Source organism: Pseudodesulfovibrio mercurii (genome assembly GCF_000189295.2).
Lineage (GTDB): Bacteria > Desulfobacterota > Desulfovibrionia > Desulfovibrionales > Desulfovibrionaceae > Pseudodesulfovibrio > Pseudodesulfovibrio mercurii.
This window is the reverse complement of sequence record NC_016803.1, coordinates 2885376-2900528: the sequence shown is the minus strand read 5'-3', so window position 1 is coordinate 2900528 and position 15153 is coordinate 2885376. Positions and strand designations below refer to the sequence as shown.

At 65.8% G+C, this 15153-nt stretch carries 16 protein-coding genes; 6 read left to right on the top strand and 10 right to left on the bottom strand.

Annotated elements, in window-relative coordinates:
• Positions 1-704: 704 nt before the first annotated feature.
• On the top strand, positions 705-1115 hold the full coding sequence (locus DND132_RS13120) for a DnaJ family domain-containing protein (RefSeq protein ID WP_014323235.1): 411 nt from the start codon (positions 705-707) through the stop codon (positions 1113-1115).
• A gap of 9 nt (positions 1116-1124) precedes the next feature.
• Positions 1125-2033, top strand: a complete 909-nt coding sequence (gene era, locus DND132_RS13115) for a GTPase Era (protein WP_014323234.1) — start codon at positions 1125-1127, stop codon at positions 2031-2033.
• An 81-nt stretch (positions 2034-2114) separates the two neighbouring features.
• Here the strand turns inward: era and DND132_RS13110 are convergent, their stop codons facing one another.
• Together DND132_RS13110 and DND132_RS13105 are read right to left on the bottom strand one after the other, a co-directional pair.
• Positions 2115-2372 carry an EF-hand domain-containing protein gene (locus tag DND132_RS13110; RefSeq protein ID WP_014323233.1) on the bottom strand — a complete coding sequence of 86 codons (258 nt, stop codon included), beginning with the start codon at positions 2370-2372 and terminating at the stop codon, positions 2115-2117.
• Positions 2373-2398: 26 nt separating this feature from the next.
• Positions 2399-2692: a metal-sensitive transcriptional regulator gene (locus tag DND132_RS13105; protein WP_014323232.1), complete on the bottom strand. Its 294-nt coding sequence runs from the start codon at positions 2690-2692 to the stop codon at positions 2399-2401.
• Between the two features lie 100 nt (positions 2693-2792).
• Between DND132_RS13105 and DND132_RS13100 the strand changes: the two genes are divergently transcribed.
• Positions 2793-3407, top strand: a complete 615-nt coding sequence (locus DND132_RS13100; RefSeq protein ID WP_014323231.1) for a TorD/DmsD family molecular chaperone — start codon at positions 2793-2795, stop codon at positions 3405-3407.
• On the opposite strand, the gene DND132_RS18880 is transcribed toward DND132_RS13100, so the two are convergent.
• The 6 genes from DND132_RS18880 to DND132_RS13065 all read right to left on the bottom strand — a co-directional run bounded on the left by DND132_RS18880 (position 3404) and on the right by DND132_RS13065 (position 9779).
• A complete protein-coding gene (locus DND132_RS18880) occupies positions 3404-4411 on the bottom strand; it encodes a rhodanese-like domain-containing protein (RefSeq protein ID WP_014323230.1) in 1008 nt (335 codons plus the stop codon). The two genes, DND132_RS13100 and DND132_RS18880, sit on opposite strands and share 4 nt — an antisense overlap.
• 58 nt (positions 4412-4469) lie before the next feature.
• Positions 4470-5561 (bottom strand): rhodanese-like domain-containing protein, encoded by a 1092-nt coding sequence (locus DND132_RS13085; RefSeq protein ID WP_014323229.1) that lies wholly within the window; start codon positions 5559-5561, stop codon positions 4470-4472.
• A 65-nt stretch (positions 5562-5626) separates the two neighbouring features.
• Entirely contained in the window at positions 5627-6358 is a 732-nt protein-coding gene (locus DND132_RS13080) for a formate dehydrogenase subunit gamma (RefSeq protein WP_014323228.1), read from the bottom strand.
• On the bottom strand, positions 6351-7100 hold the full coding sequence (locus DND132_RS13075) for a 4Fe-4S dicluster domain-containing protein (protein WP_014323227.1): 750 nt from the start codon (positions 7098-7100) through the stop codon (positions 6351-6353). The genes DND132_RS13080 and DND132_RS13075 overlap by 8 nt, the downstream gene beginning before the upstream one ends.
• On the bottom strand, positions 7100-9274 hold the full coding sequence (locus tag DND132_RS13070) for a molybdopterin-containing oxidoreductase family protein (protein WP_190275286.1): 2175 nt from the start codon (positions 9272-9274) through the stop codon (positions 7100-7102). Before DND132_RS13070 ends, DND132_RS13075 begins: the two co-directional genes overlap by 1 nt.
• A gap of 184 nt (positions 9275-9458) precedes the next feature.
• Positions 9459-9779: a c-type cytochrome gene (locus DND132_RS13065; RefSeq protein WP_014323225.1), complete on the bottom strand. Its 321-nt coding sequence runs from the start codon at positions 9777-9779 to the stop codon at positions 9459-9461.
• 287 nt (positions 9780-10066) lie between these two features.
• Here DND132_RS13065 and DND132_RS13060 point away from each other — a divergent pair, with 287 nt between their 5' ends.
• Both DND132_RS13060 and DND132_RS13055 read left to right on the top strand, forming a co-directional pair.
• Positions 10067-10570, top strand: coding sequence for a FecR family protein (locus DND132_RS13060; RefSeq protein WP_014323224.1), 504 nt, complete (start codon positions 10067-10069; stop codon positions 10568-10570).
• Positions 10571-10579: 9 nt separating this feature from the next.
• On the top strand, positions 10580-11158 hold the full coding sequence (locus DND132_RS13055; RefSeq protein ID WP_014323223.1) for an OmpA family protein: 579 nt from the start codon (positions 10580-10582) through the stop codon (positions 11156-11158).
• 83 nt (positions 11159-11241) lie between these two features.
• Here the strand turns inward: DND132_RS13055 and DND132_RS13050 are convergent, their stop codons facing one another.
• The gene (locus tag DND132_RS13050; RefSeq protein ID WP_014323222.1) at positions 11242-11967 is read right to left on the bottom strand and encodes a metallophosphoesterase family protein; all 726 of its coding nucleotides are present in this window, start codon (positions 11965-11967) and stop codon (positions 11242-11244) included.
• Between the two features lie 113 nt (positions 11968-12080).
• Here DND132_RS13050 and DND132_RS13045 point away from each other — a divergent pair, with 113 nt between their 5' ends.
• A complete protein-coding gene (locus DND132_RS13045; protein ID WP_014323221.1) occupies positions 12081-12713 on the top strand; it encodes a lactate utilization protein in 633 nt (210 codons plus the stop codon).
• A gap of 417 nt (positions 12714-13130) precedes the next feature.
• Here DND132_RS13045 and acs read toward each other — a convergent pair whose 3' ends face one another.
• Complete coding sequence (gene acs / locus DND132_RS13040; protein ID WP_014323220.1) at positions 13131-15047, bottom strand: acetate--CoA ligase; 1917 nt, start codon at positions 15045-15047, stop codon at positions 13131-13133.
• Positions 15048-15153 lie beyond the last annotated feature (106 nt).

Genomic DNA, 15153 nt, shown 5'->3' with positions numbered 1-15153 from the left:
GGAGAAGTAGAAAAGCTCACCGCATCCCATCCCCCTTTCATGGCTCTTCCAACGCAAACTCCCACTTTCAACCCTCATCCCCGCCCACACTCCCCCAACTCGCACCCCCTGGAGCGATTCGGGTGCCCCCGGCACCCGACAGCGGCTCTCTGTCCCGCACCCCAGCACGCCCCGCCGCGTCCCCCCGCACCTCTTCCCCGCACCGTCACAGCCCTGGAGGGGGCGCGTAGAAGCCGACCGCGAAGGGGTGGCGGCTCCAGTCTCGCCGAAGCGCGGTCTCCCCCAAAAGGGACCATCCCGCTCCGGGAGACGCTCTATACCTTTGATCAGATGGAGCCGCCCCGAGCGGATCGGATTCTTGCGACCCCTCCCCGGGCGGCCGTGCTACCCCCCAAGGCCCTTTTTTTCGTCTATTTTTTTGGGCCAGCAAAAAAATGGACCCCGCCGGGAGGGCATGGAGCAATGTGTGGGGCGCAGCCCCGCACGACGGCTCTCGGAGGGAGGAGCGCAGCTCCCTCCCGGCTCTCGCGCCGCAGGCGCGTTCCTGGGCGCGACGCAAGGCGCGACCCGGAGCAAGCGGGCGCAGCCCGTAAAGCGGCTCTCTCCGCATTTTCCCCTTTCCATGAACGCATGGATGGATTGCCCCGCCCCAGGGGCAATCCACCCTTTGACTTCCCCCTATGGAGTGTGGGAAAATCCCCCCCATGTTCAACGTCACGGCCCTGATCGCCGAGGAACTCATCCGCAAGGCCGAAAAAGAGGGCAAATTCGAGGACCTCGAAGGCATGGGCCGCCCGCTCGCGCCGGACGAGGCCGCGAACCTGCCGCCGGACCTGCGCATGGCCTATAGAATCCTCAAGAGTTCCGGGCATCTGCCTGCGGACATCCTGGAGGAGAAGGAGATCAACTGCGCCATCGACCTGCTCGAACATATGGACGACGAGCAGGAGCGGTACCGCCAGGTGCAGAAGTTGAACGTCATGATTCTGCAGATGAACGAGCGGCGCCGCCGCCCGGTGACCCTGGACACCTCCGGCGACTACTACCGCCGCATCGTCGAGAAGGTGCGCATCGCCGAGGAGCGGTTCGGCAAGCCCGGCAAAGAACACCAGTAAAGGAACTGCATGCACAAATTCGGTATGATCGCCCTGATCGGGCCGCCCAACGCGGGCAAATCCACATTGATGAACACCTACATCGGCCAGAAGGTGGCCATCGTCTCGCCCAAGCCGCAGACCACGCGCAACCGCATCAGCGGCATCCTGACCACGGACGACGCGCAGCTGGTCTTCCTGGACACGCCGGGCGTGCACCGGCTGCGCGGCAAGATGAACCGCTTCCTGCTGGAATCGGCCTGGAACGCCCTGGCCTCGTCCGACGCCGTGGTGGTCCTGGTGGACGCGGCCCTGTACTGCGCCAAGCCGCAGCTCCTGGACAAGGAGATCGCCCCGCTGGTCAAGCCGGTCGGCGAGGCGGGCCGCCCGGTACTGGTGGCCGTGAACAAGATCGACCGCATCAAGGAAAAGGATCAGCTCCTGCCGTTCATGGCCCGGCTCGCCGAGCTGTGGCCCGAGGCCGAGTTCGTGCCGGTGTCGGCCCTGAAGGCCAAGGGCACGGACGAGCTGCTCGAACGCATCCTGGCGCACACCCCCGAGGGGCCGCAGATGTTCCCGGAGGACCAGATCTCCACGGTGCCCCTGCGCTTCATGGCCTCGGAGATCATCCGCGAAAAGCTGTTCTATTCCCTGCGCCAGGAACTGCCCTACTCCACGGCCGTGGAGATCGAGCAGTGGGACGAGGACTCCCGCGAGGACATGGTCGTCATCAACGCGGTCATCTATACCTCGCGCCCGAGCCACAAGGGCATGATCATCGGCAAGCAGGGCGCGAACCTCAAGGCCATCGGCTCCCAGGCCCGCCAGGAGATCGCCGAGCTCATCGGGCAGAAGGTCCACCTGGAGCTCTGGGTCAAGGTCCGCGAGGGCTGGACCGAGGACCCCGGCTTCCTGCGCGCCATGGGGCTGGGAGAATAGCCCGAACGCGGGACGCCGAAACGACGAAGGGGGCGCCGTCCTGATGGACGGCGCCCCCTTCGTCATTCCGGGCGGGTGCGGCTACTCGTGGTCCTCGAAGCCCTGGGCTTCCTTGTAGGCCTCCCACTCCTCGTGGGTCACCGAGCCGTCGTGGTTGGCGTCGGCCTGGTCGAAGACCGAGGTGTCGCCGTCGGAAAAGGCCACCAGAAACTCGCCCTTGGACATGCGGCCGTCCACGTCCGCGTCCAGGGAATGGAAGCAGACGTTGTAGTTGGTCTTCGCGGCCACGGGCTGGCAGAAAAGCAGGGCGAATGCCAGTGCTAGAAACAGTTTTTTCATTCAGTTGCTCCAGATTGTTCGATACGTCAGCCTTCGATGAAGCCGGTGACCACGGAGATGAACTTTTCCAGGGAATCCTTGGCGTCCTGGCCGCTCTCCACGGACTCGGCGTAACACCTGAGCAGGTAGCGCTTGAGGATCAGCTTGTTGGCCGACTGGAGGGCCGAGCGCACGGCCCGCACCTGGACCAGGATGTCCTGGCACTCCTTGCCGGATTCGATCATGCCCTGGATGCCGCGCACCTGTCCTTCGATGCGCTTCATGCGTGACAACACGTTCTTCTTCAGGGCCTGTTCCTCGGCGCTCAGGTGGTCGTCCATCTCGTTCTCCTTTGTCTCAGGCCATGTTCCCATTGCCCTGCCGTGTTCTTTACCGTACTGTCGTAGGGTATCGTTCGCAGTATATCCGGGGGTCCCAGTCATGTCCATTTCCCACTCGAAACTCTTTCTGCTCAATGTGATGGAGCTCTGCGTCTCCGTATTTCGGGGGCCGGACGAACATGCGTGGGCCGAACTGGCCACCCATGGAGTGCCCGAACTCCTCGACCGTGTCCAGGAAATTCCCGGCTTCCCGGCCGACCCCCTGTCGGCCCTCGACGAGGCGCTTGCCCCCTATGCCGAGGCCGAAAACTTCTCGCCGCTGGAGGCGGAGTACGTCCGCCTGTTCATCGCCGGACCGGGCGGCGTCCCGGCCCCGCTGTACGAGTCCTGCCACGGCCCCGAGGGGCGGACCATGGGCAGGAGCGCCCTGGCCATGCGCGACCGCCTGGCCGAGGCCGGGCTCGAAATCTCGCTGCCCTCCAACGAGCCGCCCGACCACCTGACTCTGGAGCTGGAATTTCTCTTCCACCTCTGCGCCGAGGGCTGGTCCGGGGACCCGGAGTTCGCCGACCAGGCGGCCCGGTTCGCGGGCGAGGTCATGCTCCCGTGGGTGGGCCGCTTCCGCGACGCCCTGGCCCAGGCCGATCCCGACCCGGTCTTTTCGGCCGGGGCGGACCTGATCCTGGCCCTGCTCCCGGTCGTGGCCGAGGGCTAGTCCCTGGGCGGCAGCCTGACCGCCGAGCGGAGCACGTCCAGGAACTGTTCGTCCGGCTCGAAGTATCCCCGCTTGATCAATTCGATGCGCCACGTGCCGTCGCCCCGCGCCCGGACCAGGTAGGCCAGGGGCAGCTCGGCCTGGCCCAGGCACTCGAAGATCTGCCCGCTCTTGTCCGAGAACAGCGGGTAGGCCACGTCGTAATGCTTGCGGAAGCGGACCACGGCCAGGTTGGAGTCGTACACCCCGATGCCGATGATCTTGAGCGTCCCGGCCAGCTCCGGGTCCGCCTCGACCTTCTTGAAGAAGCGCGTCAGCATCTTGGTCTCGGCCACGCAGTCGTTGCACAGGGTGTTGTACAGCTGGATGAGCACGAAGCTCGCCTTGAGCTCGGACAGTTGCAGGAACCTGGCCCCCTCGGGCAGTTCCAGGTAGTTCCGGTCCTCGTCGCCATTGAGCACCGCCACCCGGCAGGTGGGGAAGTCGTCGCCCACGGCCAGGACATGGACCGCGTCGGGCTTGCCCTCAATCCGGTCGGGGTGCCTCTCCCGCCAGCCGTGGAAGCCCGCCGGGTACCGGTAGATCCGGGTGTAGCCGAGACGCGCTGCCCAGCGCGCCGCAATGGAGCTGCGCAGTCACCTGAAGCTCCGGCAGTAGATGACCAGCAGCCGGTCCTTGTCCGGCCCGACGAGGGAGGCCAGGGTCCGGCGCTTTTCCGGGGAGAGATTCAGGTCGTCGCCCAGGTCGAACTCCAGATTGACCGCGCCGGGGATGTGCCCGGCCTCGAACTCGTAGTCCGCCCGGGCGTCGAGCAGGACCATGTCCGTCTTGTCGTCGAGCAGTTTCCGCAGACCGTCATCGTCGATCAGATGGTAGTCGTCGCGCGCGGCCTCGACCTGGGCCGACGCCCACCAGACCTCGTTCTCGTCGGCCAGGGCGGGCGCGGCGGCCAGGACGCACGAGGCGAGGAGCAGCCATGCCATACAGGTGATGTTTCTCGACATACGCGCTCCCCGCCCAGTGTTTACGCCGGGGCCGACCCCGGCCGTCCATGGCCGATCCCTACTTGTTGGGATGGACCTCGTAGCTGTTGTCGCCGCCAAACGAGTTGGTGGCCTCCAGGTAGTAGACCTTTTCCACGTCCGGACGCAGATCCTTGAACAGGTAGAAGGCCTCGCCCGCACGCGCGCCCGAGGCGCAGGAGAAGACGATGGGCTTGTCCGTGGGGATCTCCTTGGCCTGCTTCTCGACCATGTCCACGGGCATGTTGATGGCGGACGGGAAGTGACCGGCCGCATACTCCTCGGGATCGCGCACGTCGATGAGCAGGATGGCGGACGGGTTCTCCTTGATGGTCTTCAGGAACCACTCGGTGTCCACCGCGCCCTCGGCCTCGCCCGCGACCACGGCGCTGTCCGTGGCCCCGAACATCTCCTTCCAGCCGGGGTAGCCGGCCTCGGCCACGAGCACGTTCTTGTAGCCCAGCGAACGGGCCATGACCGCGGACTTGTGGGACAGGGCGCAGGCGTAGCCGCCGCAGTAGTAGATCAGCGTGGTGTTGACCTTGTCGGCGGGCAGCAGGCCGCGCTTGGCCGCGAAGTCGCGCTCGGGGATGCCGATGGCGGACGGGATGGCCCCTTCCAGGAACTTCTTGTAGGGCCGCGCGTCCACGAGCAGGTAGTTGCCGCCCTCATTGATCCGCGCGGCGAGGTTTTCCAGGCCGATGGAGGAATACGGGGCGTGCTTCTTCCAGTCCGGGAACCCGGCGGCGTAGACCTTGACGTTGGTGTAGCCCAGGGCCTCGGCCGCGAAGGCGGACTTGTGGGACAGGGGACAGTCCAGGCCGCCGCAGTAGAAGACGAGCAGCTCGCCCTTGTCCTTGGGCAGCTTGTCGGTCATCTTGTCGAACTGGCTGGCCGGGATGGACACGGCCGTGGGGATGTAGCCGTCCACGTACTTGGGCTTGTAGGGCCGCGAGTCGATGATCATGACGCCCTTGGGCTGCGGCATCTTCGCATACTGGGCCACGAACTTGTAGTCCACGATGGAGTGGAACTGCTTGAACTTCGGCTTCTCCTGGGCCATGGCCGGGACGGCCAGGGCCGTCACGACGAACGCCAGCAGCATGGCCGCGGCAATCAACTTCCTGTGCATGATAAACTCCCTTCCTGATGATTGGTTTCTTCCGCTCCCCAGCCGGGGCGGATGCCTCTATGTCGCTATTCCGAACCCTGCTCGGGCTCGGTTCTGACCTTTTCCCACCAAAGCCGGTGGTGATGCCGGGCGTAGTCGCCGGGGACCACGCCGGTGAACATGGACTTGAAGCCGGGGCGCTCCTCGGGCGACACCGCCGCCATGTAGACGTGCACCAGCAGCCCCGCGAAGACCAGCCCCACACTGATGAAGTGCAGGGCCACGGCCCAGCCGATCATGCCCGTGGACTCGGCCCCGAAGGTGCGGTCGGACAGGTACATGATCACGCCGGTCGCGGCAATGACGACGCCGCCGACCACCGAGGCCTGGGCAAAGGCCTTCTGGCCCATGTTGTAGTACCCCTGGTCCGGCAGGTCCGGGCTGACGCCCACGGCCTTCAGAGCCTTGGGCCCCAGGGTCATGAGGACCATCTTCTTGAGCATCCAGCCCATGTCACGGGCCGGGCTGACCGCGAAGACCTCGGCCAGGAAGAAGCGGGCCCCCCTGAAGTTGACCAGCAGGTAGAGGACGAAGCCCGCGATCCAGGCCAGGCCGATGAACTCGTGGATGGCCAGCAGGTTGCCCCCGCCGCCCACCACCGAGCGCAGCCAGGCCGGATAGCCCGAGCCGAACGGGTCCACGTCCGGGTTCTGGATCAGCCCCACGCCGGTCAGCAGGAGCAGCAGCCAGCAGGCCGCGTTGAACCAGTGGATGAAGATGTCGGAGCGGTCGTGCCGCTTGTAGGTCCGGCTAGGCATCGCTGTCCTCCTTGTGGCTGTCGTGCGGGTCGCCGGAACCGGCGAAGAGCTGGCGGCCGAGCATGGCCAGGACGCCCAGGCCGGACAGGGCCACGATGCCCTTGATGAACGGCGCGGACTCCTTCATGGCCACCATGGACGCGGGGACCACGGCCTCGCGCCCCCAGGCCTCGGGGCCGGGGTCGCCGATATAGTACATGTTCGGCTTGGTGTCGGTCCGGGCCGCCACGCGGGTCAGCCGCTCCTGGTTCTTGCGGTACAGGATGCCCGCCGCGCTGGTCGGATCGTTGATGTCGCCGAAGACCCGCGCCTTGGTCGGACAGGTGTCCACGCAGGCGGGGGGCAGCCCGGCGGCGCGCCGCTCGGGGCAGTAGTTGCACTTGTCCGCCTTGCGCGTGACCGGGTTGCGGAACCGGGCGTCGTAGGGACAGGCCGGAATGCAGTTGCCGCAGCCGATGCACAGGGTCTCGTCGATGACGACCACCCCGGTCTCCGGGTCCTTGTAGGTCGCGCCCGTGGGACAGGCGGTCACGCAGGTGGGGTTCTCGCAGTGCATGCACGCCCCCGGCTGGAACCGGGCCTTGGCCCCGGCGATGCCGGGCATGACCGGAACGTCGGCGTGCTTGATCCAATTGCGGAACTGGCCCTCGGGCACGTTGTTGGCCACCTTGCAGGCGGCCACGCACCCCTTGCAGTCGATGCACTTGGCCGCATCGATGACCATGGCGAGTTGCTGTGCCATTACGCCACCTTCCTTGTTACGGTGACAAAGGTCGTGTGCATGGACGCGTTGCCGGTGACGGCGTCGTAGTCGTCGTCCAGCAGATCGTTGATGGACGCCCCGTTGCCGTGGGACAGATGCTGCATGGTGGACAGGGTGTTGTACCCCGAGAGCATGTACACGGTGTCCGGGCGGATCTTGTCCGTGACCTCGGCCTTGAGCTCCTGGCTGCCCACGGGGCTTGAGACCTCGACCAGGTCGCCGTCGCCGATGCCCAGCTTCCCGGCGGCCTCGGTGTTCAGCCACAGGGTGTTGGTGGGCAGGAACTCGTGCAGCAGCGCGTTGTTGGCCGTGGAGGTCTGGGTGATCATGGCGTTGCGGCCGAGGACCATGCGGAAGCGGTTCTCGGGCGGCCCGGCCGGGGGCGTGTAGTTGGGCAGCGGGTCGATGCCCATCTGCTCGTAGCGCTGGTTGTACAGCTCGACCTTCTTGGACAGGGTCTTGTAGATGCGCCCGTCGTAGATGCCGTAGACCTTGGACGGGTTGTAGTACACGCCGTCGCGGTCCATGACGCCGAGCGCCTCGGGAATCTCGCGGGTCTGCTGCCGGCGGTACTCGTCGATGGTGAAGTCGAAGTACTCGCCCAGCTCCAGGCGGCCCGCGATGCCCTTCATGATGTCGAACAGGGACCGGGACTCGTACATGGGGGCGATGACCGGGTCGCGCTTGATGACGCAGGCGCAGGCCACTGAGCCCTGAAGGCCCGAACACGGGTCCTCGCGCTCCAGGTAGGACTGGGACGGCAGGACCAGGTCGGCCATCCAGGCCGTGTCGGACATGGCGATGTCCACCACGGTGACGAAGTCCATCTTGTTCATCATCTCGATGGTCTTCTTCCGGTTGGGGGCCGTGCCCATGGGGTTGGTCTTGTAGATGAACCAGCCCCGGATGGGATATGGATCGTCGGCCAGGACCGAGTCGCGGGTGACCAGGAAGGACCCCTCGTGCTCGAACATCATGGGCACCTTGCCCGCGTCGATGCGGTCCTCCTTGTTCTCGTCGTACCACGGGGCGTCATAGGACACGCCCTTGAGGCCCACCTGGCGCGCGGCCAGCAGTCCGCCGGGCCTGTCCCAGTTGCCGAGCAGCCCGTTGACGATGGCGAAGCTGCGCCGGATCTGGGTGGAGTCCTCGTAGTCCGAGGTGCGGCGGCCGGGGTAGACCATGGAGGCCGGGGCGGCCGCGGCCAGCTCGCGGGCCATGCGGGTGATGGCCTCGGCCGGGATGCCGCACTGCTCGGCCGCGAAGCCGGGCGTGTACTGCTGCACGTGGGCCGTGAGCTGCTCCATGCCGTAGGTCTTCTCCGCGATCCACGCGGGATCGTAGAGCTTCTCGTTGATGATCACGTGGGCCAGCGCGAGCATGAAGGCCATGTCCGTGCCCGGCCTGACCGGATACCACTCGTGGGACAGGGCCGCGGTCTTGGTGTAGCGCGGATCGAGCGTGACCAGCTTGCAGCCGTTCTCGCGAATGGCGGTCATCAGATCGATGGAGTCCGGGGTGACCAGCGCCTCGAAGCGGTTGGCCCCGACCATCAGGATGTACTTGGAATTGAGCACGTCCGCGAAGGGCACCTCGCCGAAGGTGTCGAGGAAGGCGCGGCTGCCCGAGACCAGGCACAGGGATTCGTGCGAGGTCACGTTGAACGAGCCGTAGACCTCGGCGAACCGGCCCACGAACTGCGAGTGCAGGTCCGTGCCCGCGGTGAACAGGTGGCCGCAGGGGGTATACTTGTCGCGGACCTCGGCCATCCTGGCCGCGGCCATGTCCAGGGCCTCGTCCCAGGGGATGCGCTGCCACTTGCCTTCGCCGCGCGCGCCCTTCCTGAGCAGGGGGTGCTTGAGGCGGTCCGGGTCGTAGACCTGGGCCAGGCCCGCGTTGCCACGCGCGCAGAGCATACCTCGGGACTTGAGGAACTTGGGGTTGGGATCGAGCTTCGTGACCACCCCGTCCTCGACGCGGGCGATGAGCCCGCACTTGTTGAAACACATGTCGCAAGCCGAAAACCTGGAATCCCAGGCGGGCTTGGCCGGCGATGCCGCATGGGCCTTCTTCAGGCCGCCGAGCAGGGCCGGGCCGCCCAAGGCCCCTGCCGCCACCAGGCCGGAGGCCCGGAAGAAATCGCGACGGGACATCGTCTGCTTTGCACTGGGCACTATGTACCTCCAACTGTCCGCACTGTCGTCGGATGGGGTTCCCCCCGCCCCGCTTCCCGGCTCGGGCGGGCGGAACCGTTTGTGTCGAGCTGCGCCCTGGTCTCCTCCCCGAGGGCGCATGGGCCGCGCCGGATACACCCGGCGCGGCCATGGCCGCACTGCCCTAGCTGCACTTGGCCGGGGACGGGGAGTCCTTGGCGTAGTCGTGCAGGTAGGTGAAGATGTCGTTCAGGTCCTTTTCGTTGACGGTCCAGTCCGGGCTGCACTTGATCTTGCCCGTGTCGGAGAACAGGGCCGTCCATTCGGCCTGGGTCTTGTCCGCCGGGCTCATGTCGCTGGCGGTGGTGCCGTGACAGGAACGGCAGTTCTTGCGGTACAGGAACTTGCCCTTGCGGGCGTTGCCACCGCCCATGGCAAAGGCCATGGACACGGCGAAGACGGTGATCAGGGCCGTTGCCACGGCCAGGACGAGCTTGCTTTTCATGCTCCCTCCAAAGTTGACGTGTTGCACATTCGACAAACGGTTTTCACACTCTTACAGACCATATGGTCTGTTTAAATCCTTGGACATTATAACCTGTACCCGGTAGGGGCCTTTGATTGCGATATACCCATACCGGGTATAGGTGTCAAGAGGCCGACATAGAAAATCATGATAAAATCGGTAGGAAATAAACGACGATTACAATAGATGTAGACATTCAAAAGAGATAGGGCTTATAGAAAAATAAGATCGTACTCTTTGCAGCACAATGCCCGGAGGTTTCGCCCATGCACACAGCCCGAACCTCAACGCCCGACGGCCGACCGCATCGCGGCGGACGTCCGTGGGCCGTCATCGCGGCCCTTGTTCTCCTGTTCTGCTGCTGCCCGGTCCGACCGGCCGGGGCCGTGGACCGCGCCCAGGTCGTGGGAACCATCAAGACCGCGACCGGCGAGGCCTTGGTGGAACGCATGACCGAGCAAAAACCCGCCGTGGTCGGCGACCCCCTGCTTGAGGGCGACACCCTGATCACCGGCAAGGACGCCACCCTGGGCGTGATCTTCCGCGACGACACGCTCCTCTCCCTGGGCCCCGGCTCCAGGGTGACCATCGACAGGTTCGTCTTCGACCCGGCCCATGAAAATCTCGACTTCCTGACCAGGGTGAACAAGGGCACGGTCCAGTTCATCTCCGGCCGGATCGCCAAGCTCTCGCCCGGGAGCATGGCCGTCGAGACCCCCCTGTCCACCATCGGAATCCGGGGCACCCGGTTCCTGATCAAGGTCGATTAGGAGCGCGCCATGAAGAAATTCGCCATGATCCTCGCCGCCTGCCTGTGGCTCGCCGGTTGCGGCGGCGGCCAGACCATCGTCCTGCTGCCCGACCTGGACGGCCACGTGGGCGAGGTCACGGTCACCTCCGAAGGCGGCAGGACCGCCACCCTGACCCAGGCCAACCAGGCCGTCACCGGGACCACCAGGGTGACCACCCTGAGCGAGGCCGAGGTCCAGTCCGAGTTCGGCGCGGCCATGGCCGCCCAGCCCCTGCCCACGGCCCGCTTCATCCTGCACTTCCACAGCGACTCCACCCGGCTCACGGACGAGTCCAAGGCCCTCCTCCCGGACATTCTCGAGAGCTGGCGCAGCCGCTCCTCCCGCGACGTGTCGGTCGTCGGCCACACCGACACCCTGGGCGAGAAGCAGTACAACTACGACCTGTCCGTGCGCCGCGCGGAAAAGGTCCGCGACCTGCTGGTCAAGGGCGGCATGCCCGAGGACATCATCGAGATGACCTCCCACGGCGAGGAAAACCCGCTCATCCCCACCCCGGACGGCAGGTCCGAGCCGCGCAACCGGCGGGTGGAGGTCCTGGTCCGCTGACCCCGGCCCCCGCGCCCGGCCCGAAAGCAAAAGCCCCCGCGCAGTCGTGCGCGGGGGCTTTCCATTTCACAAGAGGGGCCGGGCTACCACAGCCGGTCGGCGAAGCCCCGGTGGAAGCCCCTGGCCACGATCAGGTCGGCGGTCTTCTTGATGTCGTAGGGGATGAAACGCATGGTCAGGACCCGGGAGTCCAGGTCGAACAGGCCGTACTTGGCCCGGTTGTCGCCGTCGCGCGGCTGGCCCACGGACCCGATGTTGACCAGGTGGCGGCGGTCCGGGGCAAGCGGGGTGTAGCCCTCGGGCAGGGGAAACCGCCCGATGTCGCCCCGCCGCGAGGTGAAGCGCATCAGGTCGTGGGTGTGGCCCGCGAAACAGACGTCCTCGCCGTAGCGCGAAAAGACCCCGGCCATCTCGTCCCGGTACTTCCACAGGTATTCCGTGACCGAGTCCGGCGGCAGCCCGTGCACGAAACGGCAGCCGTGCTCCACGATGGCCTTGGGCCGGGTGATCAGCCACTGATAGGTGGCCTCGTCGATCATCTCGCGGGTGCGCCGCAACACGTCGGCGGCGGGCTGGTTGAAGCCGCGCAGGTAGATGATGTTGATCAATCCCTGTTCATGGTTGCCCATGGTGCACCGCACCCCGCGCTCGCGCAACAGGTCCGCGCACTCCTGGGGCTGCGGCCCGTACCCGATCATGTCGCCCAGGCAATAAACCGCGTCCACGGGGTGGGCGTCGAGGTCGGCCAGGACCTCCCTCAGGGCCTCGAAATTGCCGTGCACGTCGGACATGATGGCGATGCGGGTCATGGCTAAAAGCCTATCCTTTCCCCCGGTTCCGCGCAAGCCGACCCCGGACAAACGGCTTGCAATCCCCGCGTCCCTGGGCTGTACTGCCCGAACAACCACCCGGGAGGGGAACCATGCACGGCGACATACTCAGGGAGACCATGGAGGCGCTCCGGACCAACGGCTTCAAGGCCTATTCCGCGCCCGACGCGGCCGGGGCCAGGGAACTCATCCTCTGCGAGCTGCTGCCGGACATCGCCCCCAGGGTGGTGTCCTTCGGCGACTCCATGACCCTGGCCGCCACCGGCGTGCTCGACGCGCTGCGCACCGACCCGGCCATCGAGTTCATCGAGACCTTCGGAAAAGGCGTGGACCGGCCCGAGATCATCCGGCGGCGGAAACGGGCCCTGACAGCCGACCTGTTCCTGACCGGCACCAACGCGGTCACGCGCACCGGCAAGCTGGTCAACCTCGACATGGTCGGCAACCGCGTGGGCGGCATCGTCTTCGGCCCGGAACACGTCATCCTGACCGTGGGCGTGAACAAGATCGTGGATCACGAGGAAGCCGCCCGCCGCCGCGTCCGCGAGATCGCCGCCCCCCGGAACGCGGCCCGCCACCACGCCAAAACCCCCTGCGCCAAGACCGGCCGGTGCATGGACTGCAACTCCCCGGAGCGCATCTGCAACGTCTGGACGATCACCGAAAAGAGCTGGCCCAAAGGCCGGATCAAGGTGATCCTGATCAACCAGAATCTGGGCCTGTAGAAGCAAGAATGCCTCCGGCGGCCAGGGGGGAAACTTTTGAAAAAGTTTCCCCCCTGGACCCCCCTTCCAAACTTTTTATCGCCGCTTCGCGGGGCAATTCATAACAAAAGGCCTCCGACCCACCACCGAGTCAAAGGCCCTGTCTTCATCTTCCCTGGAGCGATTCGGGCGGCGCAGCCACCCGACAGCGGCTCTCACCCGACGCACTCTCGCCCTCGGAATAGGCTTTCGAGAGTGGGTCAGCTGTGCATTTTCTTCCTGGGGGCTTTCACCGCAGCGTATTGCGGCATACGTGAGGATGGAAGCCCCCGGGAAAAAATGTGCAGATGGCCCGCTATCGGAAGCCGCTTCACTTCCGAAGGCCACACCCTCGGAAAAAATGTGCAGATGAGCCGCTATCGGAAGCCGCCCTCCGTATCAATCCTCGTCCAATCCTGTCAGGTCGCCTAACTCAAAACCGTTTTCCTCGGCCTTGAGCACGCGGCGCATGAGCTTGCCGGACCGGGTCTTGGGCAGGGAGTCGCGGAACTCGATGGACTTGATGACGGCCACAGGGCCGAGTTCGTTGCGGATGGTCTTTTTCAGTTCCTTGATCAGTTCGTCGCCCGGCTGGAAACCGTCGTTGAGCAGGACGAAGGCCTTGGCGGCCTCGCCCTTGATCTGGTCGGGCACGCCGATGACCGCGCACTCGTTCACGGCCGGGTGCACGCCGAAGGCGGCCTCCAGCTCGGCCGAGCCGATGCGGTGGCCCGCGATGTTGATGACGTCGTCGGCGCGACCCTGAATCCAGATGTAGCCGTCCTCGTCCCTGCGGGCCACGTCGCCCGCGTAATAGACGCCGGGAATCCGGGTCCAGTATTCCTTGTAGCGGTCGTCGTCGTTCCACAGGCCGGTCATCATGGACGGCCAGGGCTGGGTGACCACGAGCAGCCCGCCCTTGCCGGGCGGCACGGGTTTGCCGTCCCTGTCCACCACGTCCACCTCCACGCCGGGCAGGGCCTTGGTCACGGAGCCGGGCTTGAGCACGGAGATGGGCAGGGGCGAGATCATGAACATGCCGGTCTCGGTCTGCCACCAGGTGTCGAGCACCGGGCATTCGGAGCGGCCGATGTTCTTGTACAGCCAGATCCACGCCTCGGGCGAGATGGGTTCGCCCACGGAGCCGAGCAGACGCAGGGACGAGAGGTCGTGCTGCTTGGGATACTGGGTGCCGAAGCGCATGAGCATGCGGATCATGGTCGGCGCGGAGTAGAAGATGGTCACCCCGTACTTGGCCACCACGGACCACAGGCGGTCGGCCTGGGGGTAGTTGGGGTGCCCCTCGTACATGACCGAGGTGGTCCCGGCCATGAGCGGGCCGTAGATGCCCGCCGAGTGGCCCGTGACCCAGCCGGGATCGGCCGTGCACCAGAAAATGTCCGTGGGCTTGATGTCGAAGACCGTGGTCAGGGTGCGGTGCACGCCGACCATGTAGCCCGCGTGGGAGTGGACCACGCCCTTGGGCGTGCCCGTGGTCCCGGAGGTGTAGAGCAGGAAGAGCGGGTCGTCCGCGTCCATGACCTCGGTGGGGGCCTCGTTGCGCTCCTGGCGGACCAGGTCCTCGTACTGGAAGTCGCGGCCGTCGACCATGTCCACGTGGATGTTGCAGCGCCGGACCACGACCATGGCCTCCACGCAGTCGGCGCAGGCCCCGACCAGGGCCTCGTCCGCGGTCTCCTTGAGGCTGATGATCCGGCCGTTGCGGTAGAAGCCGTCCGAGGTGATCAGCAGCTTGGCCTGGGCGTCGTTGATGCGTTTTCTGAGGGCCTTGGCCGAAAACCCGGCGAAGACCACGGAGTGCACCGCGCCGATCTTGGCCGAGGCGAGCATGGCGATGACCGTCTCGGGCAGGGGCGGCATGTAGATGATCACGCGGTCGCCCTTGCGCACGCCCAAGCTCCGCAGGGCGTTGGCGAAGCGGTTGACCTCGCGGTAGAGCTCGAAATAGGTGTACTTGCGCTGGTCGCCCGGCTCCCCTTCCCAGATGAGCGCGAGCTTGTTCTTGTTGGCGGTCTCGATGTGCCGGTCCAGGGCGTTGTAGACGATGTTGCAGCGCGCGCCGGGGAACCAGCGGTAGAAGGGCGCGTCCTTGTCGTCCAGGACCTGGTCCCACTTCTTGAACCAGTCCAGCTCGTCGGCGGCCTCCTCCCAGTACCCGGCCGGGTCCATGGCCGCGAACCTGCGCGCCCCCTCCAGCTCCTGGGGATTGACGTTGGCTTCGATGACCAATTGCGGGAGCGGGCGAAAGACCCGTTCCTCCTGCAGTAAATTGTCTATTGCGCCTGACTGGTCCATATGTCCTCCTCGCAGGATCAACCGGGAAACCCGATTTTGCGAGCCTCATTCATAGCACGTCCGTCCCGCAACTCCCGGCTTATTCGGCCAGCGGTCGCAGGGACGG

Bases quoted from the DNA above. Each gene is read 5' to 3' on its own strand.
- acs (WP_014323220.1), bottom strand. From the start codon at position 15,047: ATGGACCAGTCAGGCGCAATAGACAATTTACTGCAGGAGGAACGGGTC.
- DND132_RS13055 (WP_014323223.1), top strand. From the start codon at position 10,580: ATGAAGAAATTCGCCATGATCCTCGCCGCCTGCCTGTGGCTCGCCGGT.
- DND132_RS13100 (WP_014323231.1), top strand. From the start codon at position 2,793: ATGTCCATTTCCCACTCGAAACTCTTTCTGCTCAATGTGATGGAGCTC.
- DND132_RS13110 (WP_014323233.1), bottom strand. From the start codon at position 2,372: ATGAAAAAACTGTTTCTAGCACTGGCATTCGCCCTGCTTTTCTGCCAG.
- DND132_RS13085 (WP_014323229.1), bottom strand. From the start codon at position 5,561: ATGCACAGGAAGTTGATTGCCGCGGCCATGCTGCTGGCGTTCGTCGTG.
- DND132_RS13080 (WP_014323228.1), bottom strand. From the start codon at position 6,358: ATGCCTAGCCGGACCTACAAGCGGCACGACCGCTCCGACATCTTCATC.
- DND132_RS13105 (WP_014323232.1), bottom strand. From the start codon at position 2,692: ATGGACGACCACCTGAGCGCCGAGGAACAGGCCCTGAAGAAGAACGTG.
- DND132_RS13065 (WP_014323225.1), bottom strand. From the start codon at position 9,779: ATGAAAAGCAAGCTCGTCCTGGCCGTGGCAACGGCCCTGATCACCGTC.
- era (WP_014323234.1), top strand. From the start codon at position 1,125: ATGCACAAATTCGGTATGATCGCCCTGATCGGGCCGCCCAACGCGGGC.
- DND132_RS13120 (WP_014323235.1), top strand. From the start codon at position 705: ATGTTCAACGTCACGGCCCTGATCGCCGAGGAACTCATCCGCAAGGCC.
- DND132_RS13045 (WP_014323221.1), top strand. From the start codon at position 12,081: ATGCACGGCGACATACTCAGGGAGACCATGGAGGCGCTCCGGACCAAC.
- DND132_RS13075 (WP_014323227.1), bottom strand. From the start codon at position 7,100: ATGGCACAGCAACTCGCCATGGTCATCGATGCGGCCAAGTGCATCGAC.
- DND132_RS13050 (WP_014323222.1), bottom strand. From the start codon at position 11,967: ATGACCCGCATCGCCATCATGTCCGACGTGCACGGCAATTTCGAGGCC.
- DND132_RS13070 (WP_190275286.1), bottom strand. From the start codon at position 9,274: ATGTCCCGTCGCGATTTCTTCCGGGCCTCCGGCCTGGTGGCGGCAGGG.
- DND132_RS13060 (WP_014323224.1), top strand. From the start codon at position 10,067: ATGCACACAGCCCGAACCTCAACGCCCGACGGCCGACCGCATCGCGGC.